This is a genomic window from Pseudomonas sp. REB1044 (genome assembly GCF_038813925.1).
Taxonomy (GTDB): Bacteria; Pseudomonadota; Gammaproteobacteria; order Pseudomonadales; family Pseudomonadaceae; genus Aquipseudomonas; species Aquipseudomonas boreofloridensis.
On the sequence record NZ_CP046139.1, the window covers coordinates 528590 to 551561 of the forward strand.

Annotated in this window: 19 protein-coding genes, 5 tRNA genes, 3 rRNA genes and 1 pseudogene; 20 read left to right on the top strand and 8 right to left on the bottom strand. The window is 57.8% G+C overall.

Annotation, left to right across the window (positions count from 1 at the left end; genetic code table 11):
* The first annotated feature begins 14 nt into the window (after positions 1-14).
* Entirely contained in the window at positions 15-437 is a 423-nt protein-coding gene (locus GKC70_RS02355) for an OsmC family protein (RefSeq protein WP_029615067.1), read from the top strand.
* 17 nt (positions 438-454) lie between these two features.
* Here the strand turns inward: GKC70_RS02355 and GKC70_RS02360 are convergent, their stop codons facing one another.
* The 6 genes from GKC70_RS02360 to hemJ all read right to left on the bottom strand — a co-directional run bounded on the left by GKC70_RS02360 (position 455) and on the right by hemJ (position 5051).
* Positions 455-1495 (bottom strand): DUF2157 domain-containing protein, encoded by a 1041-nt coding sequence (locus tag GKC70_RS02360; protein WP_342650342.1) that lies wholly within the window; start codon positions 1493-1495, stop codon positions 455-457.
* A 180-nt stretch (positions 1496-1675) separates the two neighbouring features.
* Positions 1676-2323, bottom strand: a complete 648-nt coding sequence (gene coq7, locus GKC70_RS02365; protein ID WP_342650343.1) for a 2-polyprenyl-3-methyl-6-methoxy-1,4-benzoquinone monooxygenase — start codon at positions 2321-2323, stop codon at positions 1676-1678.
* A 66-nt stretch (positions 2324-2389) separates the two neighbouring features.
* Positions 2390-2728 (bottom strand): histidine triad nucleotide-binding protein, encoded by a 339-nt coding sequence (locus GKC70_RS02370; RefSeq protein ID WP_029615065.1) that lies wholly within the window; start codon positions 2726-2728, stop codon positions 2390-2392.
* 64 nt (positions 2729-2792) lie between these two features.
* Positions 2793-3575, bottom strand: coding sequence for an SDR family oxidoreductase (locus GKC70_RS02375; protein WP_317870997.1), 783 nt, complete (start codon positions 3573-3575; stop codon positions 2793-2795).
* A gap of 75 nt (positions 3576-3650) precedes the next feature.
* On the bottom strand, positions 3651-4598 hold the full coding sequence (locus GKC70_RS02380; RefSeq protein ID WP_342650344.1) for a nitronate monooxygenase family protein: 948 nt from the start codon (positions 4596-4598) through the stop codon (positions 3651-3653).
* Positions 4599-4625: 27 nt separating this feature from the next.
* Complete coding sequence (gene hemJ / locus GKC70_RS02385; protein ID WP_342650345.1) at positions 4626-5051, bottom strand: protoporphyrinogen oxidase HemJ; 426 nt, start codon at positions 5049-5051, stop codon at positions 4626-4628.
* A gap of 140 nt (positions 5052-5191) precedes the next feature.
* Here hemJ and argC point away from each other — a divergent pair, with 140 nt between their 5' ends.
* Together argC and erpA are read left to right on the top strand one after the other, a co-directional pair.
* Positions 5192-6226 carry an N-acetyl-gamma-glutamyl-phosphate reductase gene (argC, locus tag GKC70_RS02390; RefSeq protein WP_342650346.1) on the top strand — a complete coding sequence of 345 codons (1035 nt, stop codon included), beginning with the start codon at positions 5192-5194 and terminating at the stop codon, positions 6224-6226.
* Between the two features lie 139 nt (positions 6227-6365).
* Entirely contained in the window at positions 6366-6716 is a 351-nt protein-coding gene (gene erpA, locus GKC70_RS02395) for an iron-sulfur cluster insertion protein ErpA (RefSeq protein ID WP_029615063.1), read from the top strand.
* Between the two features lie 57 nt (positions 6717-6773).
* On the opposite strand, the gene GKC70_RS02400 is transcribed toward erpA, so the two are convergent.
* Complete coding sequence (locus GKC70_RS02400) at positions 6774-7865, bottom strand: anhydro-N-acetylmuramic acid kinase (protein ID WP_342650347.1); 1092 nt, start codon at positions 7863-7865, stop codon at positions 6774-6776.
* Position 7866: 1 nt separating this feature from the next.
* A pseudogene (locus tag GKC70_RS02405) lies at positions 7867-9287 on the bottom strand (peptidoglycan DD-metalloendopeptidase family protein).
* A 245-nt stretch (positions 9288-9532) separates the two neighbouring features.
* Here GKC70_RS02405 and tyrS point away from each other — a divergent pair.
* The 17 genes from tyrS to rplA all read left to right on the top strand — a co-directional run bounded on the left by tyrS (position 9533) and on the right by rplA (position 22877).
* Complete coding sequence (gene tyrS / locus GKC70_RS02410; RefSeq protein WP_342650348.1) at positions 9533-10732, top strand: tyrosine--tRNA ligase; 1200 nt, start codon at positions 9533-9535, stop codon at positions 10730-10732.
* Positions 10733-11304: 572 nt separating this feature from the next.
* Positions 11305-12840: ribosomal RNA gene (locus GKC70_RS02415) — 16S ribosomal RNA — on the top strand.
* Between the two features lie 86 nt (positions 12841-12926).
* Positions 12927-13003: transfer RNA gene (locus GKC70_RS02420), tRNA-Ile, on the top strand.
* A gap of 366 nt (positions 13004-13369) precedes the next feature.
* Positions 13370-16260 (top strand): 23S ribosomal RNA (locus GKC70_RS02425).
* Between the two features lie 137 nt (positions 16261-16397).
* Positions 16398-16513, top strand: a 5S ribosomal RNA gene (gene rrf, locus GKC70_RS02430).
* Together the 16S, 23S and 5S rRNA genes with 1 tRNA gene alongside form the textbook arrangement of a ribosomal RNA operon.
* Before the next feature lie 197 nt (positions 16514-16710).
* A complete protein-coding gene (gene birA, locus GKC70_RS02435) occupies positions 16711-17670 on the top strand; it encodes a bifunctional biotin--[acetyl-CoA-carboxylase] ligase/biotin operon repressor BirA (protein WP_342650349.1) in 960 nt (319 codons plus the stop codon).
* On the top strand, positions 17660-18409 hold the full coding sequence (locus tag GKC70_RS02440) for a pantothenate kinase (RefSeq protein WP_342650350.1): 750 nt from the start codon (positions 17660-17662) through the stop codon (positions 18407-18409). Before birA ends, GKC70_RS02440 begins: the two co-directional genes overlap by 11 nt.
* Before the next feature lie 7 nt (positions 18410-18416).
* Entirely contained in the window at positions 18417-18842 is a 426-nt protein-coding gene (locus GKC70_RS02445) for a hypothetical protein (protein WP_029613949.1), read from the top strand.
* Positions 18843-18984: 142 nt separating this feature from the next.
* Positions 18985-19068 (top strand) — tRNA-Tyr (locus tag GKC70_RS02450).
* A gap of 23 nt (positions 19069-19091) precedes the next feature.
* Positions 19092-19165: transfer RNA gene (locus GKC70_RS02455), tRNA-Gly, on the top strand.
* Positions 19166-19193: 28 nt separating this feature from the next.
* Positions 19194-19269, top strand: a tRNA-Thr gene (locus GKC70_RS02460).
* Between the two features lie 81 nt (positions 19270-19350).
* Positions 19351-20544, top strand: coding sequence for an elongation factor Tu (gene tuf, locus GKC70_RS02465; RefSeq protein WP_342650351.1), 1194 nt, complete (start codon positions 19351-19353; stop codon positions 20542-20544).
* Positions 20545-20599: 55 nt separating this feature from the next.
* Positions 20600-20675, top strand: a tRNA-Trp gene (locus tag GKC70_RS02470).
* A gap of 44 nt (positions 20676-20719) precedes the next feature.
* A complete protein-coding gene (gene secE, locus GKC70_RS02475; protein ID WP_029614623.1) occupies positions 20720-21088 on the top strand; it encodes a preprotein translocase subunit SecE in 369 nt (122 codons plus the stop codon).
* Positions 21089-21097: 9 nt separating this feature from the next.
* Positions 21098-21631 carry a transcription termination/antitermination protein NusG gene (gene nusG, locus GKC70_RS02480; RefSeq protein WP_029614622.1) on the top strand — a complete coding sequence of 178 codons (534 nt, stop codon included), beginning with the start codon at positions 21098-21100 and terminating at the stop codon, positions 21629-21631.
* 119 nt (positions 21632-21750) lie between these two features.
* Entirely contained in the window at positions 21751-22182 is a 432-nt protein-coding gene (rplK, locus tag GKC70_RS02485) for a 50S ribosomal protein L11 (RefSeq protein ID WP_028633698.1), read from the top strand.
* Positions 22182-22877 (top strand): 50S ribosomal protein L1, encoded by a 696-nt coding sequence (gene rplA / locus GKC70_RS02490; protein WP_029614621.1) that lies wholly within the window; start codon positions 22182-22184, stop codon positions 22875-22877. The genes rplK and rplA overlap by 1 nt, the downstream gene beginning before the upstream one ends.
* The last annotated feature ends 95 nt before the right edge of the window (positions 22878-22972 follow it).

The window sequence follows — 22972 nt, forward strand, 5'->3', positions numbered from 1 at the left end:
AGGAGTCCGTATAGATGAAGGCACGCATCCAGTGGGCCGGTGAGGCCATGTTCCTCGGTGAGTCGGGGAGTGGGCATGTCGTGGTCATGGACGGTCCTCCCGAAGCGGGCGGTCGCAATTTGGGCGTTCGGCCGATGGAAATGCTGCTGCTGGGGCTCGGCGGCTGCAGCAGTTTCGATGTGGTCAGCATCCTGAAGAAGTCCCGGCAGGCCGTTGAAAGTTGCGAGGCTTTCCTGGAGGCCGAGCGCGCTGGCGAGGACCCGAAGGTCTTCACCAAGATCCATCTGCAATTCGTGGTCAAAGGTCGAGGCCTGAAGGAAGCACAGGTCAAGCGGGCCGTTGAGTTGTCGGCCGAGAAGTACTGCTCGGCCTCGATCATGCTCGACCGCGCTGGCGTTGAAATCACCCACGGTTACGAGATCGTCGAACTGGGTTGAGCCAGGTGGCCCGTTTTTCAGTCGCGCAGCGCAGGCATTGCCTGTAGCAGCCAATGCGGCAAGCGGGCCCGTACTGCTGCGCTCAACTGTTCCTGGCGTTTCTGGTAGGCCAGGCCCAAGCCGATGGCTGCCAGTCCGATCAGCGTCAACACCACTGGGAACAGCAGTGAGTCGGCGAACACTTCGTAAGACAGGTAGCCCAAGTACGAGGCCACACCCAGTGCGCCGAAGACCATGAAGACCGGACGGCGCAGCAGCACCGCGAAGGCCATCAACGCCAGGTTGATCAGGCAATATAAGGCCTTGTTCACCTCGCTGTCGCTGTTCATCGACGTCAGGCCACACCAGAAGGCCAGAAGTCCTGCCAGGTAACCCCACTCGGCGTAATCGCGTCGACTTCGCCCGTCGATCACCACGAACGCCACCAGCACAGCGAGCCCGAACCACACCGATACCTGTTCTCGTTGAGCCCAGGTCAAAGCATCGCTGTAGAGCCATTCGCTCAGATCCATCGACATGAACCACAGCGCCAAGGCGATCGGCATGACGATGAACGGGAAGGGCACCAGGCGCAACATCAGCAGCCCGGCCAGCACCGTGGCCGCTTCCATCCACAGCCAACTGGCCTGCACATAGGTGTAGTAGGTGTGGTACTCGCCCTGCGCCTCACCCATGGGCCACCAGCCGATCAGCAGTTCCACCGCGAACACGGCCAGGGGCACGATGCTCACAGCGACCGCCGCCAGCACCCCAGCGGGGACGATCTGCTCGCGACGTTGCAAGGCGAGCGCCAACCCAGTGAGGACGGCAATGTAGAGTATGGCCACTGCCAGCAACGCCCAGTCGCCAATTCGCATCCAGGCTTCGGTCAGCAGCCAGCCCATGGCGCCCATGATCAGCAGGCCACCGAAGTAGAAAGCGACATTGGCCAACTGGAACTGGCCCTGCTGCTGCGGTCGACGGCGCAGGAACTCGAGCAGGGCTCGATCCTGGCCAGGTTGCAGGATGCCAGCGCTTACAGCATTGGCCAGGTCCTTGGTATCGAAGCGCTCGGTCATCGTGTTTCCTAGGCTTTGTCTGAAAAGCCTTGATACTCGGTGATGCTGCGTTGAAACCGCCTGGATCGCCAGCCCGGTCGGAATGCTCATTTACAACCCGTAAAGTCGAGCGCGACTCCGACCGTTCCTCGGCGGTTTTCGCCTTGCCTGACCTTCGTCTCAAGGCTTTTCATACAAAGCCTAGATTCGGTAAGTGCTCTTGGTCATCACCTTGGCCAGCACGCTCATGCCGAACCTCACCGGAGCAGGGAAGCGATAGCCGCCGGCCTGCAGAGCCGATTCGGCGTGGTGTTCTTCATCGACGCGCATCTGTTCGAGAATGGCGCGCGACTTTTCGTCCTGCTCCGGAAGCTGCTCCAGGTGCTCGTCCAGGTGCTTGCATACCTGCTGCTCGGTGGCCGCGACGAAACCCAGGCTGACTTTGTCGCTCACCAGCCCGGCCAGCGCGCCGATGCCGAACGACATGCCGTAGAACAGTGGGTTGAGGACGCTGGGATGACTGCCCAGTTGGCGAATACGCTGCTCGCACCAGGCCAGGTGGTCGATTTCTTCCTCGGCTGCATGCTCCATGGCCTTGCGAACCTGTGGCAGTTTGGCGGTCAGGGCCTGACCCTGGTACAGCGCCTGGGCGCATACCTCACCGGTATGGTTGATGCGCATGAGGCCGGCGATGTGACGCGTTTGCGAGTCGTCCAGCTCGGCATTCGGCTGGATGATGGCAGGCGAGGGGCGGGAAGGTTGGCCGCTGAAGGGCAGCAAGGTGCGCATGGCGGTATCGGCCTGCAGCAACAAGCGGTCGAGCGGCGAGTAGTGACGTTCGGTAGCCATCGGGCACCTCCGCTGAAGTGGTGCCCGACAGTCTACCGCAATCCCCAGGGCGGGGCTTGCCTTGAGTCAGCCCGGCGGCCAGTTCATCTGGCGCTGCCCGAGCACATGCATATGGATGTGATAGACCGTCTGCCCGCCTTGCGGATTGCAGTTCATAACCACCCGAAAGCCCTCCTCGCAACCTTGCTCGACCGCCAGGCGCTGTGCGGTGAACAGGATGTGCCCGGCCAGGGCCTTGTCCTCTTCGGTGAGGTGATTCAGCGTGGGGATGTGTTTTTTCGGAATGACCAGAAAGTGCACCGGGGCCGCAGGTGCGATGTCCTTGAACGCCAGGATCTGGTCGTCTTCATAAATGATATCCGCCGGGATTTCCCGGTTGATGATCTTGAGGAATAGATCGTCCACTTCACTTGCTCCTTGGTGAGGGTCGAAGCGCAGTGTACTGAGCGCGGCGTCGCTCGGACAGGGCCTACTCGGCTTCGATCGGGCAGTAGCGACGATGGATCATTCCCGCCAGCTTGCGGCTGAGCCAGCGCGGCAGCAGCCGAGGGGCGAAGGCGAGCCAGCGATTGCGCCGGCCCGGCATGATCAGCGCGCGATTGCGGTCCAGCGCGCGCACGGTGTGCAGCGCCACTTCCTCTGGGCTCAGGCAGCGGGTGCTGCCCTCGAGCCGTGGGATGCGTCGGCGCGCCGAGCGGATCGGTCCGGGGCACAGTACCGAGACTTTTATTCCGGTGCGCCGCAGTTCTTCGCGCAGGGCCTGCGAAAAGCTCAGCACGTAGGCCTTGCTGGCGCTGTAGCACGCCATCCAGGGCCCAGGCGCGACACCGGCCAGCGAGGCAACATTGAGGATCTGGCCGCCGCCCTGAACCGCCATCAGGTTGCCGATCGCATGACACAGGCGGGTGAGGGCCAGGACGTTGACTTCGAGTAGATCCTGCTCGTCGGCCCATTCATGAGCCAGGAAGGGGCCGTAGGTGCGCTGTCCGGCGCAATTGACCAGCAGGTCGATGCGCCGCTCGCCCTCCTCGAGTTCCAGTACGAAGCCCGACAGGCGCAATGGCTGGCTGAGATCGCACGCACGCAGCAACACCTCGACGCCGAAGCGCTGGTTCAACTCCATGGCGATGGGCTCCAGCGTCTCGCGATGCCGTGCCACCAGGATCAGATTGCGCCCGCGGCGCGCCAGGGCCTCCGCCAGGGCCAGTCCCAGGCCGCTGGAAGCTCCGGTGATCATGGCGTAACGGGTCATGCAAGGCTCCTGGCGGCTGAAGAGGGGCGCTAGTGTACAGCGTGGTTGGCCGACTTGTTGGCTTTTGCGCAGGTCTCAGAGCGCCAGGTCGGGGCCTTTGGAAAGAGCGCTCAGGTACTCCTGGCGCAGTCGTTCGATCAGCGTCGCAGCGGATGGCAGGTCGCCGATTGCGCCGACGCCTTGTCCCGCGGACCACACGGTTTTCCAAGCCTTGGCTTCTTCATCCATCGGTTTGAGCCGGGTCGCCTCGGCTGTGGACTTGAGCGCGGTCATGTCGTAGCCGGCCTGCTCCAGGCTTTGGCGCAGAAAGCTGGCGGGCACGCCCGAAACGGCAGGGGTGTGCACGATGTCTGCTGCGTGGGCATCCAGCAGCATCTGTTTATATGCCGCTTGGGCATGGCTTTCGGCGGTGGCGATGAAGCGTGTGCCGATGTACGCGAGGTCGGCGCCCAGCAGGCGGGCGGCGAGGATCTCGTGGCCATGATTGATACAACCCGCCAGTAGCAGCGTCTTGTCGAAGAACTGGCGAATCTCGGCGACCAGCGCGAAGGGACTCCAGGTTCCCGCATGCCCTCCAGCGCCGGCTGCCACAGCGATCAAACCATCTACGCCGGCCTCGGCGGCCTTTTCCGCATGCCGGCGGGTGGTGACATCGTGGAAGACCACCCCGCCATAGCTGTGCACGGCATCCACCACTTCCTTGGCTGCGCCGAGACTGGTGATCACAATCGGCACTCGGTGCTCAACGCACAGCGCCAAATCTGCCTGCAGGCGAGGATTGCTCGGGTGCACGATCAGGTTGACCGCGTAGGGTGCAGGGGCGTGCAGTTGCGCCAGCCCCGTCTCGATCTCTTCCAGCCATGCCTTGAACCCGGCACTGTCGCGCTGATTCAGCGCCGGAAAGCTGCCCACCACGCCCTCGGCACAACATGCCAGCACCAACTGTGGATTGGAGATGAGAAACATTGGCGCTGCGACCGCTGGCAAGCGCAGGCGCTGCTGGAGAACCTTGGGCAGGGACATGGCGAGACTCCTTCGCTCAGGTGAGGCTTAGAACGGTTTCACGACCACCAGGATGACGATGGCCAGCAGGAAAACCACAGGCACTTCGTTGAACCAGCGGTAGTACACATGGCTACGGGTGTTCTGCCCGGCAGCGAAGCGTTTGCGCTGCGCGCCGCATATGTGATGGTAGCCAGTGAGCAGGAGCACCAGTGTCAGCTTGGCGTGCAGCCAGCCCTGGCTCAGCCACCCCGGCGTCAGATAGAGCATCCACAGGCCAAACACGTAGGTGGCGATCATGGCCGGATTCATGATGCCGCGGTACAGCTTGCGCTCCATGGTGACGAAGCGTTCCTGGCTGATGCTGTCCTGACTTTGTGCGTGGTAGACGAACAGGCGCGGCAAGTAGAAAAGGCCAGCGAACCAGCAGACCACGCAGACGATGTGCAGGGCCTTGATCCAGAGATAGAGCATAGGGTGTTCCTTCAGGTTTTCACGGTGGTCAGAGAGTAGTGGCCCGGTACTGCCATGGGCTAGCCAAGAGTTGTTACAGGCGCCACGTCACCCTATCATCGTGCGCTTTCCAGTGGTCTCGTTGATGAGGGGCAAGCATTATGATCAAGGTCGGTATCGTCGGCGGCACGGGCTACACCGGTGTCGAACTGTTGCGCCTGCTGGCACAGCACCCCCAGGCCGAGGTGGCGGTCATCACCTCGCGTTCCGAGGCCGGTGTGGCGGTGGCCGACATGTACCCGAACCTGCGCGGCCACTATGACGGCCTGCAGTTCAGCGTGCCGGACAGCAAGACCCTGGGCGCCTGCGATGTGGTGTTCTTCGCCACCCCTCACGGTGTTGCCCACGCGCTGGCCGGTGAGTTGCTGGCGGCCGGCACTCGGGTCATCGATCTATCTGCGGACTTCCGTCTGCAGGATGCCGAGCAATGGGGCAAGTGGTATGGCCAGCCCCATGGCGCGCCGCAGTTGTTGGGGGAAGCGGTCTATGGGCTGCCCGAAGTCAACCGCGACAAGATCCGCCAGGCGCGCCTGATCGCCGTTCCGGGCTGCTACCCGACCGCGACCCAGCTCGGTTTCCTGCCGCTGCTCGAAGCCGGACTGGCAGACCCGTCGCGCCTGATCGCCGACTGCAAGTCGGGCGTCAGTGGCGCCGGTCGCGGTGCTGCGGTGGGTTCGCTGTTCTGCGAAGCGGGTGAAAGCATGAAAGCCTATGCGGTCAAGGGGCATCGCCACCTGCCGGAAATCAGTCAGGGGCTGCGTCTGGCAGCGGGCAAGGACATCGGGCTGACCTTCGTGCCTCATCTCACGCCCATGATTCGCGGCATTCACGCGACGCTCTATGCCAACGTGGTCGACACTTCGGTCGATCTGCAAGCGCTGTTCGAGAAGCGTTATGCCGATGAGCCGTTCGTCGATATCATGCCGGCGGGCAGCCACCCGGAAACCCGTAGCGTGCGCGGCGCCAACGTGTGCCGAATCGCCGTGCATCGTCCGCAGGGCGGTGATCTGGTGGTGGTCCTGTCGGTCATCGACAACTTGGTCAAAGGCGCCTCCGGCCAGGCCGTGCAAAACCTGAACATCCTGTTCGGCCTGGATGAGCGCATGGGCTTGAGCCACGCCGGCTTGCTGCCATAAGTGGCACAGGCAGGCGTGCTGCTGCCCTTGAGCTAGCCGCTTGCCGTTCGCCTCATGCCTAATTGTTGACCAATTTTCTCGGAGAAGCGGATAATGCGCGTCATCGAGTGTTATGGCGGCTTACGCCGGGAGAACCAACATGAGCGTCGAAACCTTCACCCCCACCGCCCTGGAATTTACCCAGGGTGCTGCGCACAAGGTGAAGACCCTGGTGTCCGAAGAGGGCAATGACCGCCTCAAGCTACGCGTGTTCGTGACCGGCGGTGGCTGCTCGGGATTCCAGTACGGCTTCACTTTCGATGAGGACGTGGCCGAGGACGACACCATCGTCGAGCGCGAAGGCGTGTCGCTGGTGGTCGATCCGATGAGCTTCCAGTACCTGGCAGGTGCCGAAGTCGATTACCAGGAAGGTCTGGAGGGCTCGCGCTTCGTGATCAAGAATCCGAATGCCGCCACCACGTGCGGCTGCGGATCGTCGTTCTCGATCTGAGTCCGCTGCCACTCACGAAAACGCCGCGCTTGTGCGCGGCGTTTTCGTTTCTTTCGATCAGGCGGGGTAGATCGCGCCGAGCACGCGCAAGCCTCTGGCTGCCGTGACACTTGGGCGATTGGCCGGAATTCCTTCGAGGCAGCAATGGGCCAGCCAGGCAAACGCCATGGCCTCGACCCAATCCGGATCGATCCCTTGTGCCTGCGTGCTGGTCACCGTGGTGCCGTTCAACAATGAGGTCAGGCGTTGCATCAGCGCACCATTGCGCGCACCGCCCCCGCACACCATCAGGGCATCGGTGCGCGGCTGGGCTTCAACCAGCGCATCTACGATGCTGCGTGCGGTCAGTTCCAGAAGCGTCGCTTGCACGTCTTCGTCGCGGTAGTGCGGCAATCGCGCCAGGTGGCCGTCCAGCCAAGGCAGGTTGAAGACTTCCCGTCCTGTGCTTTTCGGGCCACTGCCGGCGAAGAAGGTATCGCCCAGCAGCGCTGTAAGCAGGTCGCTCTGTACCTTGCCACTGGCTGCCCAAGCGCCATCTGCGTCGAAGACTTCATCGCGTTTGCGCTCGATCCACGCATCGAGCAGGACATTGCCTGGCCCGCAATCGAAGCCGCGAACTGGCGTGTTCTGCGCAATCAGGCTCAGGTTGCTGAAACCGCCCACGTTGAGTACGGCCAGGCGCTGACCCAGATGGCCGAACAAGGCTTCATGGAAGGCCGGTACCAAGGGAGCGCCCTGGCCTCCAGCGGCGACATCGCGACGGCGGAAGTCGCCGACCACGCAAATGTTTGTCAGCTCGGCGAGCAGGGCCGGGTTGCCGATTTGCACGGTGAAGCCTTGGGTCGGCTCATGGCGAATGGTCTGGCCATGGCTGCCGATGGCGCGGATCGCCTCGGGGGCGAGATCTTGCTCTTTCAGTAACTGCTGTATGCCTTGTGCAGCCAGCTTGGCCCAGCGATTCTCTGCCAGTGCAGCACGGGCGATCTCGTCAGGGCCGCTGGCGCACAGGCTCAGCAAGTCCTGGCGAAGATCGGCAGGCATGGGCAGATAGCAGGTGGCGAGCAGCCGTGGCTGATCCGACTGTTCGATCAAGGCAATGTCCAGTCCGTCGAGACTGGTGCCGGACATCACCCCCAGGTAAAGCGTCATCTCAGCGCTTGTTCGCGGCGAGCAAGGTGGCTTTTTCCTGATCCATGCGGGCCATCAACGGCTGGCTCTGCTGCAGGAATCGCTGACGCTCGGCCTTGGCGATCGGATCGGCCATCGGCACTTTCTGGCTCAGCGGATCGACGTGTACACCGTTGACCTGGAACTCATAGTGCAGGTGCGGCCCAGTGGACAGACCGGTGGTGCCGATGTAGCCGATGATCTGACCCTGCTTGACGCTGCTGCCGGTCTTGATGCCTTTGGCGAAGCCCTGCATGTGACCGTACAAGGTCTTGTAGCTGTTGCCGTGGGCAATGATCACGGTGTTGCCGTAACCACCACGCCGGCCCGCCAGTTCGATGCGTCCGTCACCTGCAGCCTTGATGGGCGTACCGCGTGGCGCCGCATAGTCCACGCCTTTGTGCGCGCGGATCTTGTTCAGGATTGGATGCTTGCGTCCGGCAGAAAAGCGCGAGCTGATGCGGGCGAAGTCGACTGGTGTGCGAATGAATGCCTTGCGAAGGCTATTGCCGTCGGCGGTGTAGTAACTGGTATTGCCCTGCTTGTTGGTATAGCGCACGGCGGTGTAGGTCTTGCCGCGGTTGGTGAAGCGTGCGGAGAGGATATTGCCGGTGCCGACCACCTTGCCGTCCATCACCTTCTGTTCGTAGACCACATCGAATTCGTCACCTGGGCGGATGTCCTGGGCGAAGTCGATGTCGTAGCCGAGCACGCGGGCCATATCCATGGTCATGCTGTGGGACAGCCCGGCGCGTTGGGCCGAAGCGGACAGCGAGCTCTTGATCACGCCATGGGCGTAGGCGGTACGCACCACCGGTTTGCTGATCTCGCGAGCGAAGGCGTAACCCTTGTCGGTCTTGTTCAGACGGATGCTCTCGAGCTTGCTGACCTGACTGTGCAGGCTGGTCAGTTGGCCCTCTTTGTCCAGTTCGAACTGCAGCACCTGGCCGTGTTTGAGCTGACTGAACTGCTTGGCCTGCTTGTCACTGGCCAGAACGTCGTGGACCGCGTTGGCGGGCAGGCCCACCTTGGCGAAGAGTGTGGAGAGGGTGTCGCCACGGGCTACGACCACTTCCCGATGGCCTGGGGCTTTGTCTTCAGGTTTTTCTTGTGCGACCGGCTGAGCGCGCTCGGCGGCCTGCTCGGTGTTGCTGTCGTCACCTTCGATTTGCGCGAAGGGCGATCCGCTGTTTTCGGTGGATTGCACCAGGGGGCAGCCCGGGATTCGTCGTTGAGTTGCTCGGCCGGGGTATCGAGCTCGAGGCTGAGGGTGGTTTTTTTCGCTTCTACGTCGCTGGAGGGAAATACCAGCAAGGCCAGGCTGAGCAGGGCGGCGATGCCGCTGGCGGCCAACAGGTGGCTCTTCGGATAAAGCGGCGGCGCTTTAGGCGTGTCGTTGGTCATAGGTGAGGTGACTTTGAAAAAGTGAATGAAAAAGGTGACTGAGATCGCTGCAAGACACGGTGGAAAAGATGAATGACATGATGAAGATGAAATAACTGTATAAAATATAACCAAAACCGTTTTCGCGCAAGGGCGCGTAGACGCCTCAATCCTTGCTTCAGGTCACATCCGGTCGTCAAACTTGTATTTGATGGGCGATCTTGTATCGTTGTTCCCCTTTGAATCTGAGCCTTGCGGGTCTGTCTATGAAGTCGGTTGAAGAGCAGCTGGCGCTAATCAAGCGCGGTGCGGAAGAGGTGTTGGTCGAGTCGGAGCTGGTCGAGAAACTCAAGCGCGGCCAGCCATTGCGCATCAAGGCGGGCTTCGATCCGACCGCGCCCGACCTGCACCTGGGGCATACCGTGCTGATCAACAAGCTGCGCCAGTTCCAAGAGCTGGGACATCAGGTGATCTTCCTGATCGGCGACTTCACCGGCATGATCGGCGATCCGAGCGGCAAGAGCGCCACCCGCCCGCCGCTCACCCGCGAGCAGGTATTGGATAACGCCGAGACCTATAAGCAGCAGGTGTTCAAGATCCTCGACCCGGCCAAGACCGAGGTTGCCTTCAACTCCACCTGGATGGACTCCCTGACCCCGGCTGATTTCATTCGCCTTGCCTCGCAGTACACGGTGGCGCGCATGCTCGAGCGTGACGACTTCGACAAGCGTTACAGCGGCCAGCAGCCGATCGCGATTCATGAGTTCCTCTACCCTCTGGTGCAGGGTTATGACTCCGTGGCGCTCAAGGCCGATGTGGAGCTGGGCGGCACCGACCAGCGTTTCAACCTGCTGATGGGGCGCGAGTTGCAGCGCGCGTACGGTCAGGAGGCTCAGAACATCGTCACCATGCCGCTGCTCGAAGGCTTGGATGGCGTCAAGAAGATGTCCAAGTCGCTGGGCAATTATGTGGGCATCCAGGAAGCGCCGGGCGTGATGTACAGCAAGCTTGTGTCGATTCCTGACACGCTGATGTGGCGCTACTTCGAGCTGCTGAGCTTCCGTTCGATGGCGGAAATCGACGCGTTCCGTGCTGATGTGGAGAAGGGGTCGAATCCGCGCGACATCAAGATCAAGCTCGCCGAAGAAATTGTGGCGCGTTTCCATGGTGAGGAGGCTGCAGCCAATGCTCACCGTGCTGCCGGTAATCGAATGAAGGAGGGTGAGCTGCCTGAGGATCTGCCGGAGATCGAGGTGGTTGCAGATGCCGACTTGCCGATTGCCGCCGTGCTCAACCGGGCGGGTCTTGTTAAGAATTCGGCGCAGGCGCGCGACTTGCTTAGCGGTGGCGCGGTGAAAGTAGATGGCGTGGTGGTTGAGAAGGACTTCATGTTTGTCTTGGGAGCCATACATGTTTGCCAGGCTGGCAAGAAGGCCTTTGCTCGAGTGACGTTGAAGGCTGAGTGATAGCACGTGGTTGAGTAGCTATATAAAAGCGGGGCGGCCGACAGGCCGCCCCGCTTTGTTTCAACTATTTGAATTTATTTGAAATTAAGCCTTGACCGCTGTTCAGATCCCCTTATAATGCGCCCCACTTCCGCAGCAAACGGAACGCGAAACTCCTTGAGAATCAACGAGTTAATCGAGTTCGGTGCGGTGCGAAGGGCTTCGATCCTCGGGTTGAAAGCGGTGAAAAAGGCAGTTGACAGCATCGAATGGTGCTGTATGATTCGCCTCCCGCTACGAGAGATCGCAGCGAGTCAAGTGTTTGAAGCTAAACGAGTTTCTCGGAAAGAACTTCAAAATAAACGCTTGACACGAAGTAAGGCTGCTGTAGAATGCGCGGCCTCGGTTGAGACGAAGCGCTCTTAGCCAAACGCTCTTTAACAAATCGAATCAAGCAATTCGTGTGGGTGCTTGTGAGTATGGACTGATCGTCGCCTAGATTATCAGCATCACAAGTGGCCATGCGAGAAATCACATAGTCATTTGAGATTGCTGAGCCAAGTTTAGGGTTTCTTAAAAACCCAAGCAGTATTGAACTGAAGAGTTTGATCATGGCTCAGATTGAACGCTGGCGGCAGGCCTAACACATGCAAGTCGAGCGGATGAGAGGAGCTTGCTTCTCGATTCAGCGGCGGACGGGTGAGTAATGCCTAGGAATCTGCCTGGTAGTGGGGGACAACGTTTCGAAAGGAACGCTAATACCGCATACGTCCTACGGGAGAAAGCAGGGGACCTTCGGGCCTTGCGCTATCAGATGAGCCTAGGTCGGATTAGCTAGTTGGTGAGGTAATGGCTCACCAAGGCGACGATCCGTAACTGGTCTGAGAGGATGATCAGTCACACTGGAACTGAGACACGGTCCAGACTCCTACGGGAGGCAGCAGTGGGGAATATTGGACAATGGGCGAAAGCCTGATCCAGCCATGCCGCGTGTGTGAAGAAGGTCTTCGGATTGTAAAGCACTTTAAGTTGGGAGGAAGGGTTGTAGATTAATACTCTGCAATTTTGACGTTACCGACAGAATAAGCACCGGCTAACTCTGTGCCAGCAGCCGCGGTAATACAGAGGGTGCAAGCGTTAATCGGAATTACTGGGCGTAAAGCGCGCGTAGGTGGTTTGTTAAGTTGGATGTGAAAGCCCCGGGCTCAACCTGGGAACTGCATCCAAAACTGGCAAGCTAGAGTACGGTAGAGGGTGGTGGAATTTCCTGTGTAGCGGTGAAATGCGTAGATATAGGAAGGAACACCAGTGGCGAAGGCGACCACCTGGACTGATACTGACACTGAGGTGCGAAAGCGTGGGGAGCAAACAGGATTAGATACCCTGGTAGTCCACGCCGTAAACGATGTCAACTAGCCGTTGGAATCCTTGAGATTTTAGTGGCGCAGCTAACGCATTAAGTTGACCGCCTGGGGAGTACGGCCGCAAGGTTAAAACTCAAATGAATTGACGGGGGCCCGCACAAGCGGTGGAGCATGTGGTTTAATTCGAAGCAACGCGAAGAACCTTACCAGGCCTTGACATGCAGAGAACTTTCTAGAGATGGATTGGTGCCTTCGGGAACTCTGACACAGGTGCTGCATGGCTGTCGTCAGCTCGTGTCGTGAGATGTTGGGTTAAGTCCCGTAACGAGCGCAACCCTTGTCCTTAGTTACCAGCACGTTATGGTGGGCACTCTAAGGAGACTGCCGGTGACAAACCGGAGGAAGGTGGGGATGACGTCAAGTCATCATGGCCCTTACGGCCTGGGCTACACACGTGCTACAATGGTCGGTACAGAGGGTTGCCAAGCCGCGAGGTGGAGCTAATCTCACAAAACCGATCGTAGTCCGGATCGCAGTCTGCAACTCGACTGCGTGAAGTCGGAATCGCTAGTAATCGCGAATCAGAATGTCGCGGTGAATACGTTCCCGGGCCTTGTACACACCGCCCGTCACACCATGGGAGTGGGTTGCACCAGAAGTAGCTAGTCTAACCTTCGGGGGACGGTTACCACGGTGTGATTCATGACTGGGGTGAAGTCGTAACAAGGTAGCCGTAGGGGAACCTGCGGCTGGATCACCTCCTTAATCGAAGACATCAGCCTGCTGATGAGCTCCCACACGAATTGCTTGATTCATTGTGAAAAGACGATGCTGTAACGCGACCCTGTTATAGGTCTGTAGCTCAGTTGGTTAGAGCGCACCCCTGATAAGGGTGAGGTCGGCAGTTCAAATCTGCCCAGACCTACCAATTACTTGGTGCGGCCTACGAGATGTAGCAGATACACGGGCCATAGCTCAGCTGGGAGAGCGCCTGCCTTGCACGCAGGAGGTCAGCGGTTCGATCCCGCTTGGCTCCACCACCTTTGTACAGCACTGTTAGAACTCAGAAATGAGCATTCGCGCGTCGCGTTGACGCCGCGTTGGAATGTTGATTTCTGGCTTTTGCCAGATCGTTCTTTAAAAATTCGGATATGTGATAGATACAGACTGATGACCAGTTTCACTGCTGGACATCAGGCTGAGGTAAAATTTGTGAGTTCTGCTCGAAAGAGCGACGTGCGAATTTTCGGCGAATGTCGTCTTCACAGTATAACCAGATTGCTTGGGGTTATATGGTCAAGTGAAGAAGCGCATACGGTGGATGCCTTGGCAGTCAGAGGCGATGAAAGACGTGGTAGCCTGCGATAAGCTTTGGGGAGTCGGCAAACAGACTGTGATCCAGAGATCTCTGAATGGGGGAACCCACCTAGGATAACCTAGGTATCTTGTACTGAATCCATAGGTGCAAGAGGCGAACCAGGGGAACTGAAACATCTAAGTACCCTGAGGAATAGAAATCAACCGAGATTCCCTTAGTAGTGGCGAGCGAACGGGGACCAGCCCTTAAGTTGATTTGAGATTAGTGGAACGCTCTGGAAAGTGCGGCCATAGTGGGTGATAGCCCCGTACACGAAAGTCTCTTTTCAATGAAATCGAGTAGGACGGAGCACGAGAAACTTTGTCTGAACATGGGGGACCATCCTCCAAGGCTAAATACTACTGACTGACCGATAGTGAACCAGTACCGTGAGGGAAAGGCGAAAAGAACCCCGGAGAGGGGAGTGAAATAGAACCTGAAACCGTATGCGTACAAGCAGTGGGAGCCTACTTTGTTAGGTGACTGCGTACCTTTTGTATAATGGGTCAGCGACTTATATTCAGTGGCGAGCTTAACCGAATAGGGGAGGCGTAGCGAAAGCGAGTCTTAATAGGGCGCTTAGTCGCTGGGTATAGACCCGAAACCGGGCGATCTATCCATGGGCAGGTTGAAGGTTAGGTAACACTGACTGGAGGACCGAACCGACTACCGTTGAAAAGTTAGCGGATGACCTGTGGATCGGAGTGAAAGGCTAATCAAGCTCGGAGATAGCTGGTTCTCCTCGAAAGCTATTTAGGTAGCGCCTCATGTATCACTGCTGGGGGTAGAGCACTGTTTCGGCTAGGGGGTCATCCCGACTTACCAAACCGATGCAAACTCCGAATACCAGCAAGTGCCGAGCATGGGAGACACACGGCGGGTGCTAACGTCCGTCGTGAAAAGGGAAACAACCCAGACCGTCAGCTAAGGTCCCAAAGTCATGGTTAAGTGGGAAACGATGTGGGAAGGCTTAGACAGCTAGGAGGTTGGCTTAGAAGCAGCCATCCTTTAAAGAAAGCGTAATAGCTCACTAGTCGAGTCGGCCTGCGCGGAAGATGTAACGGGGCTCAAACCATGCACCGAAGCTACGGGTATCACCTTTGGTGATGCGGTAGAGGAGCGTTCTGTAAGCCTGTGAAGGTGAGTTGAGAAGCTTGCTGGAGGTATCAGAAGTGCGAATGCTGACATGAGTAACGACAATGCGAGTGAAAAACTCGCACGCCGAAAGACCAAGGTTTCCTGCGCAACGTTAATCGACGCAGGGTTAGTCGGTCCCTAAGGCGAGGCTGAAAAGCGTAGTCGATGGAAAACAGGTTAATATTCCTGTACTTGCAGTTATTGCGATGGAGGGACGGAGAAGGCTAGGCCAGCCTGGCGTTGGTTGTCCAGGTTTAAGGTGGTAGGCTGAAATCTTAGGCAAATCCGGGATTTCAAGGCCGAGAGCTGATGACGAGTTGCCTTTAGGCGACGAAGTGGTTGATGCCATGCTTCCAAGAAAAGCTCCTAAGCTTCAGATAACTGGGAACCGTACCCCAAACCGACACAGGTGGTTAGGTAGAGAATACCAAGGCGCTTGAGAGAACTCGGGTGAAGGAACTAGGCAAAATGGCACCGTAACTTCGGGAGAAGGTGCGCCGGCGAGGGTGAAGGACTTGCTCCGTAAGCCCATGCCGGTCGAAGATACCAGGCCGCTGCGACTGTTTATTAAAAACACAGCACTCTGCAAACACGAAAGTGGACGTATAGGGTGTGACGCCTGCCCGGTGCCGGAAGGTTAATTGATGGGGTTAGCGCAAGCGAAGCTCTTGATCGAAGCCCCGGTAAACGGCGGCCGTAACTATAACGGTCCTAAGGTAGCGAAATTCCTTGTCGGGTAAGTTCCGACCTGCACGAATGGCGTAACGATGGCGGCGCTGTCTCCACCCGAGACTCAGTGAAATTGAAATCGCTGTGAAGATGCAGTGTATCCGCGGCTAGACGGAAAGACCCCGTGAACCTTTACTATAGCTTTGCACTGGACTTTGAGCTTGCTTGTGTAGGATAGGTGGGAGGCTTTGAAGTGGGGACGCCAGTTCTCATGGAGCCATCCTTGAAATACCACCCTGGCAACCTTGAGGTTCTAACTCAGGTCCGTGATCCGGATCGAGGACAGTGTATGGTGGGTAGTTTGACTGGGGCGGTCTCCTCCCAAAGAGTAACGGAGGAGTACGAAGGTGCGCTCAGACCGGTCGGAAATCGGTCGTAGAGTATAAAGGCAAAAGCGCGCTTGACTGCGAGACAGACACGTCGAGCAGGTACGAAAGTAGGTCTTAGTGATCCGGTGGTTCTGTATGGAAGGGCCATCGCTCAACGGATAAAAGGTACTCCGGGGATAACAGGCTGATACCGCCCAAGAGTTCATATCGACGGCGGTGTTTGGCACCTCGATGTCGGCTCATCACATCCTGGGGCTGAAGCCGGTCCCAAGGGTATGGCTGTTCGCCATTTAAAGTGGTACGCGAGCTGGGTTTAGAACGTCGTGAGACAGTTCGGTCCCTATCTGCCGTGGACGTTTGAGATTTGAGAGGGGCTGCTCCTAGTACGAGAGGACCGGAGTGGACGAACCTCTGGTGTTCCGGTTGTCACGCCAGTGGCATTGCCGGGTAGCTATGTTCGGAAGAGATAACCGCTGAAAGCATCTAAGCGGGAAACTTGCCTCAAGATGAGATCTCACTGGGATCTAGAATCCCCTGAAGGGCCGTCGAAGACTACGACGTTGATAGGTGGGGTGTGTAAGCGCTGTGAGGCGTTGAGCTAACCCATACTAATTGCCCGTGAGGCTTGACCATATAACACCCAAGCAATTTGAGCGTGAGCGCCGAATTGTGGTGGTGAAGACGAGAGAACCGAAAGTTCGCGACGAACCACAGAATCACATATCCGAATAGGCTGGGGTGTCCGCAGGGACGCACTGGCAACCGAATTTCTTGACGACCATAGAGCATTGGAACCACCTGATCCCATCCCGAACTCAGCAGTGAAACGATGCATCGCCGATGGTAGTGTGGGGTTTCCCCATGTGAGAGTAGGTCATCGTCAAGATTCATTTCGCAAAACCCCTATCTGCGTGAGCAGGTAGGGGTTTTGTCTTTTTGGTGTTTTCAATATCAGCGCTGCCCTCACAAGTCGGTGCCTCATAGCTACCATGTCTGGAGTGTGTTGGCTGGGCTCGGCCCTTTCCCTATGCAATCCAGCAACCCGTGGCTATCATGCCTGCCTTATTACAAGTCGAGACTGGCATGCTGAAGTTGTTGAATCTCCTTAAGGATGGGCGGTTTCATTCCGGCCAGGCTTTAGGGCAATCCATGGGGGTAAGCCGCAGTGCGGTTTGGAAGCAGCTTCAGCACCTGGAGGCCGAGCTGGATTTGGTTATCCACAAAGTGCGTGGGCGCGGTTACCAGCTGGCAACGCCACTGAGCCTTCTCGACTCAACGGCGATTGCGGCCTACGCCGAAAGTGAGGCATGGCCAGTTCAGGTTCACGACATCATCGACTCCACCAATGCCGAGGCTTTGCGCTGTGTAGCACAGGGTCAGGCCGCGCCTTTTGTCATTATTGCCGAGCGCCAGAAAGCCGGCCGTGGTCGACGTGGCAGGCAGTGGGTCAGTCCGTTCGCTGAAAACCTTTACTACAGCCTGGTGATACGCGTCGAAGGCGGCATGCGTCAGCTTGAAGGTCTAAGTCTGGTGGTCGGGCTTGCCGTGATGCGTACTCTGCAGGAGTTTGGGGTGGCGGAGGCGGGACTCAAATGGCCGAATGACGTGTTAGTCGGTACCCGGAAGATCTCTGGCATTCTGCTCGAGCTGGTCGGCGATCCTGCAGATGTCTGCCATGTGGTACTGGGGATTGGTATCAACGTGAACATGCAGAATAACAACCAGGTTGATCAGCAATGGACTTCGATACGGCGTGAGACGGGCGAACTTATCGACCGCAACCAGCTGGTTGCTCGGCTCAACGGAAATTTACAGCATGTGCTTGCACGTCATCATCACGAAGGCTTCCTCGGATTCCAGCATGAATGGGAGCAGGCGCATGTATGGCAGGGCAGAAGCGTCTCGCTGATAGCCGGCAATCATACGGTGGATGGTGTCGTTTTGGGTGTGGACGGGCAGGGTGGCCTGCGTATGAACGTCAACGGCGTCGAGAAGAGCTTCAGCGGCGGAGAGCTTGGGTTGAGGTTGCGGAATGATTCTTGAGCTCGACTGTGGTAACAGCTTTATCAAATGGCGGGTGATCCATGCTGATGACGCCATTATTGTGGGTGGCGGTATCGTTGACTCGGACCAGGCCTTGATCGCGCAGGTAGCAAAACTGCCTAATGCGCATCTTCGTGGGGCCAGAATGGTCAGCGTGCGCAGTGAAGAGGAAACCGATGCGCTGATGAGGGCGATCACTCGTGATTTCGGTGTGATCGTTCAGGCTGCGCATCCGGCCACTGAAATGGCGGGCGTGCGCAATGGCTACACAGATCATCAGCGCTTGGGAATGGACCGTTGGCTTGCTGCTGTGGGTGCTTTTCATCTGGCCAAGGGCGCCTGCTTGGTAATGGATTTTGGTACAGCTGCCAAAGCCGATTTCGTGGCGGCCGATGGACAGCATCTAGGCGGGTACATCTGTCCGGGTATGCCTTTGATGCGCAGCCAGCTACGTACCCATACGCGCCGAATTCGCTACGATGATGCCTCAGCCGAGCGCGCATTGACCAGTTTGCTCCCCGGCCGCTCGACGGTCGAAGCGGTAGAGCGCGGGTGCGTGTTGATGTTGCAGGGCTTCGCTCGCACGCAGATTGATCAGGCTCGCGCCTTGTGGGGTGACGAATTCAGCATATTCCTCACCGGTGGGGATGCGCCTCTCGTGGACGTTTCGGCACCTGGAGCGCGGGTTGTTCCCGACTTGGTCTTTGTCGGCCTTGCGATGGCCTGCCCCTTGAATTGAGGTGCCTATGCGTTGGTTGTTCCTGTTGTTGCTGGTGCTCAATGTCGTCTACTACGTGTGGCACCAGCAGGAGGCGCCATTACGTATCAAGGAAATAGCGCCGCTCTCGCTGTACAAGGGAAGCCAGCAGGAGATTCGGCTGTTGCGCGAGACAGCCGCTCAAGCACCTGCTCGACGACAGGACGAATGCTTGGTGGTGGGTGGATTGCGAAGTCAGGATGATGTCGACGCTCTGCGCCAACGCCTGCTGAGTCTTGATATCAGTGCCCGCCAAGTCCAGGGGCTACTACCGGGCGCGGAAGGGTTCTGGCTCAAGATTGGGGCTGAGAGCGAGCGGTTGCTGGATGGCAACGTGCTGGCCACTCTTTCCAGTGATTTCAAAGAGTTGAAGCACAAAATTATTTTCTGCCAAGGTATTGCAACTGCTGAATAGATTGATAGAATGGCGCCCGCTTCGCAGGGAACACCGCTCATACGGTTCAACTGCAAGTGTCGTCAAAGCAGCTAACTTTCAGATTTAATTGAAAAAATGCTTGACGATGGTGCGGCAGCCAACTAGAATGCCGGCCACATCTGGAGGGATTCCCGAGCGGCCAAAGGGGACGGACTGTAAATCCGTTGCGAGAGCTTCGAAGGTTCGAATCCTTCTCCCTCCACCAGTTTTAGCGAGAGCTGCAAGCTCGCGGGTATAGTTTAGTGGTAGAACCTCAGCCTTCCAAGCTGATGATGCGGGTTCGATTCCCGCTACCCGCTCCAAGTTTGCTGTTGTTGCACAAAGAGTTTTGCTCTTGTAGCTCAGTTGGTAGAGCACACCCTTGGTAAGGGTGAGGTCAGCGGTTCAAGTCCGCTCAAGAGCTCCATTTAAACAAGGCAGATATGAAAATATCTGCCTTTGTTTTATCAGTGTAGTGACCATTTTTCTTCTGCGGAGGATTGTATCGATGGCTAAGGAAAAGTTTGATCGTTCCCTTCCCCACGTTAACGTCGGCACCATCGGCCACGTTGACCACGGTAAGACCACTCTGACCGCAGCTCTGACTCGCGTCTGCTCCGAAGTATTCGGTTCGGCAGCCGTTGAGTTCGACAAGATCGACTCGGCTCCGGAAGAAAAAGCGCGCGGTATCACCATCAACACCGCTCACGTTGAGTACAACTCGACCATTCGTCACTACGCTCACGTTGACTGCCCAGGTCACGCTGACTACGTGAAGAACATGATCACCGGTGCTGCCCAGATGGACGGCGCGATCCTGGTGTGCTCGGCCGCTGATGGTCCGATGCCGCAAACCCGTGAGCACATCCTGCTGTCCCGTCAGGTTGGCGTTCCGTACATCGTGGTCTTCCTGAACAAGGCTGACTTGGTAGACGACGCTGAGCTGCTGGAACTGGTCGAGATGGAAGTTCGCGACCTGCTGTCCACCTACGACTTCCCAGGCGACGACACCCCGATCATCATCGGTTCGGCTCGTATGGCGCTGGAAGGCAAAGACGACAACGAAATGGGCACTACTGCTGTCAAGAAGCTGGTAGAGACTCTGGATAGCTACATTCCTGAGCCAGTTCGTGCCGTCGACCAGCCGTTCCTGATGCCGATCGAAGACGTATTCTCGATCTCGGGCCGTGGTACCGTTGTAACGGGTCGTATCGAGCGTGGTATTGTCCGCGTTCAGGATGCGCTGGAAATCGTTGGTCTGCGTGACACCGTCACCACCACCTGCACCGGCGTTGAGATGTTCCGCAAGCTGTTGGACGAAGGTCGTGCTGGCGAGAACTGCGGCGTTCTGCTGCGTGGTACCAAGCGTGACGACGTTGAGCGTGGCCAGGTTCTGGTCAAGCCAGGTTCGGTCAAGCCGCACACCAAGTTCACCGCAGAAGTCTACGTCCTGTCGAAGGAAGAAGGTGGCCGTCACACGCCGTTCTTCAAAGGCTACCGTCCTCAGTTCTACTTCCGTACCACTGACGTGACCGGTAACTGCGAACTGCCGGAAGGCGTTGAAATGGTAATGCCAGGTGACAACATTCAGATGACTGTCACTCTGATCAAGACCATCGCAATGGAAGACGGTCTGCGCTTCGCCATCCGTGAAGGCGGTCGTACCGTCGGCGCCGGCGTCGTAGCTAAAATTATTGAATAAGTAGTTGATTTATCTCGATCAGGTCGGCATAATGGCCGGCCTGATACAGCGTTAAAGGTCAGTAGCTCAATTGGCAGAGCGACGGTCTCCAAAACCGTAGGTTGGGGGTTCGATTCCCTCCTGACCTGCCATTCACCTCGGTGTGATTGGCTTTCTTCTTACAGGATCCTCCCCGATGACTCCCAAAACTGAAGCCCAAGAATCGCGTTTCGATCTGATCAAGTGGCTGGCTGTAGTTGCATTGGTTGTCGTAGGCGTTGTGGGTAACCAGTATTACTCCGCTGCTCCTATCCTGTACCGCGTTCTGGCGCTCCTTGCCCTGGCAGCTGCTGCAGGTTTCGTTGCTCTGCAGACCGCGAAGGGTAAATCGTTCTTTACGCTTGCGAAGGAAGCACGTGCCGAGATTCGTAAAGTCGTGTGGCCGACCCGCCAAGAGACTACGCAGACCACGTTGATCGTTGTTGCTGTCGTGCTCGTTATGGCGCTGCTGTTGTGGGGTCTCGATTCCCTGCTCGGTTGGTTGGTTTCCTTGATTGTTGGCTAAGGGTGTCTCGTGGCTAAGCGTTGGTATGTTGTGCATGCTTACTCGGGTTACGAGAAGCATGTCATGCGCTCCCTCACCGAGCGCGTAAAGCTGGCAGGCATGGAAGACGGGTTTGGCGAGATTCTCGTCCCGACCGAAGAAGTCGTCGAAATGCGCAACGGCCAGAAGCGCAAGAGTGAGCGTAAATTCTTCCCAGGTTATGTCCTGGTGCAGATGGAAATGAACGAAGGGACTTGGCACTTGGTCAAGGATACCCCTCGCGTCATGGGTTTCATTGGTGGTACAGCAGACAAGCCTGCGCCAATCACCGATAAAGAGGCCGAAGCTATTCTGCGTCGCGTTGCCGATGGTAGCGACAAGCCTAAGCCGAAGACGTTGTTCGAGCCCGGTGAAGTGGTTCGTGTCATTGATGGTCCGTTTGCTGACTTCAATGGCAACGTCGAAGAAGTTAACTACGAAAAGAGTCGTCTGCAGGTTGCGGTGCTCATTTTCGGTCGTTCCACTCCGGTGGAGCTCGAGTTCAGTCAGGTCGAAAAGGTCTAACTGGACGGCGCATCCCTTACCCCGCAGCTCTACGTGCTGCGGGGTTTTGTCGTCACTGGGATAAAACGCAAGTTATCCGGGGAGCCACCAGGCGTTCGAACCCGATTTTGGAGTAGCTCATGGCTAAGAAGATTCAGGCTTACATCAAGCTGCAAGTAAAGGCCGGCCAGGCCAACCCAAGCCCACCCGTTGGTCCAGCACTGGGTCAACACGGTGTGAACATCATGGAGTTCTGCAAGGCTTTCAACGCCCGTACTCAGGGTCAAGAAGCTGGTCTGCCGACTCCAGTGATCATCACCGTCTACAGTGACCGTAGCTTCACCTTCGAGACCAAGAGCACGCCTGCCTCGGTTCTGCTGAAGAAAGCTGCCGGCCTGACCAGCGGTTCGGCACGTCCGAACACCGTCAAAGTCGGTACCGTCACCCGTGCTCAGCTGGAAGAGATCGCCAAGACCAAGCAGGCCGATCTGACTTCCGCTGACCTGGACGCAGCTGTACGCACCATCGCTGGCTCTGCCCGCAGCATGGGCCTGAACGTGGAGGGTGTGTAATGGCTAAGCTGACCAAGCGCCAAAAGGCTATCGCCGAAAAAATCGAAGCTGGCAAAGCCTACAACTTCGAAGAAGCTGCAACGCTGCTGGCCTCGCTGCCTGCTGCCAAGTTCGTCGAGTCCTACGACATCGCCGTAAACCTGGGTGTTGACCCGCGTAAATCCGACCAGGTCGTTCGTAGCGCTACCGTGCTGCCACACGGCACTGGCAAGACCGTACGTGTTGCCGTCTTCACCCAAGGTCCTGCTGCTGAAGCCGCTCTGGCTGCCGGTGCAGACCGCGTCGGCATGGACGACTTGGCTGCTGAAATGAAAGGCGGCGATCTGAACTACGACGTAGTCATCGCATCCCCTGATGCCATGCGTGTCGTTGGTCAGTTGGGTCAGGTTCTCGGTCCTCGTGGCCTGATGCCTAACCCGAAAGTCGGTACTGTTACCCCAGACGTAGCCACTGCCGTGAAAAACGCCAAGGCTGGTCAGGTTCGCTACCGTACCGACAAGAACGGTATCATCCACACCTCCGTTGGCAAGGTCGGCTTCGAAGCTGGCAAGCTGAAGGAAAACGTTGAGGCCCTGATCGCTGACCTGAAGCGCATCAAGCCGGCTTCTTCGAAAGGTATCTATGTCAAGCGCGTTACCCTGAGCACCACTATGGGCCCGGGTCTGGTCATCGATCAGAGCTCGCTGGACGTGTAATACAGCGTCGGTGCGCTCTCTAGAGCGCGCCGACGGCAACAAGATTGGGGTCCCTGCCTGGCGGGGGCTGTCCAAGACCGTAGGCGACGCAAGTC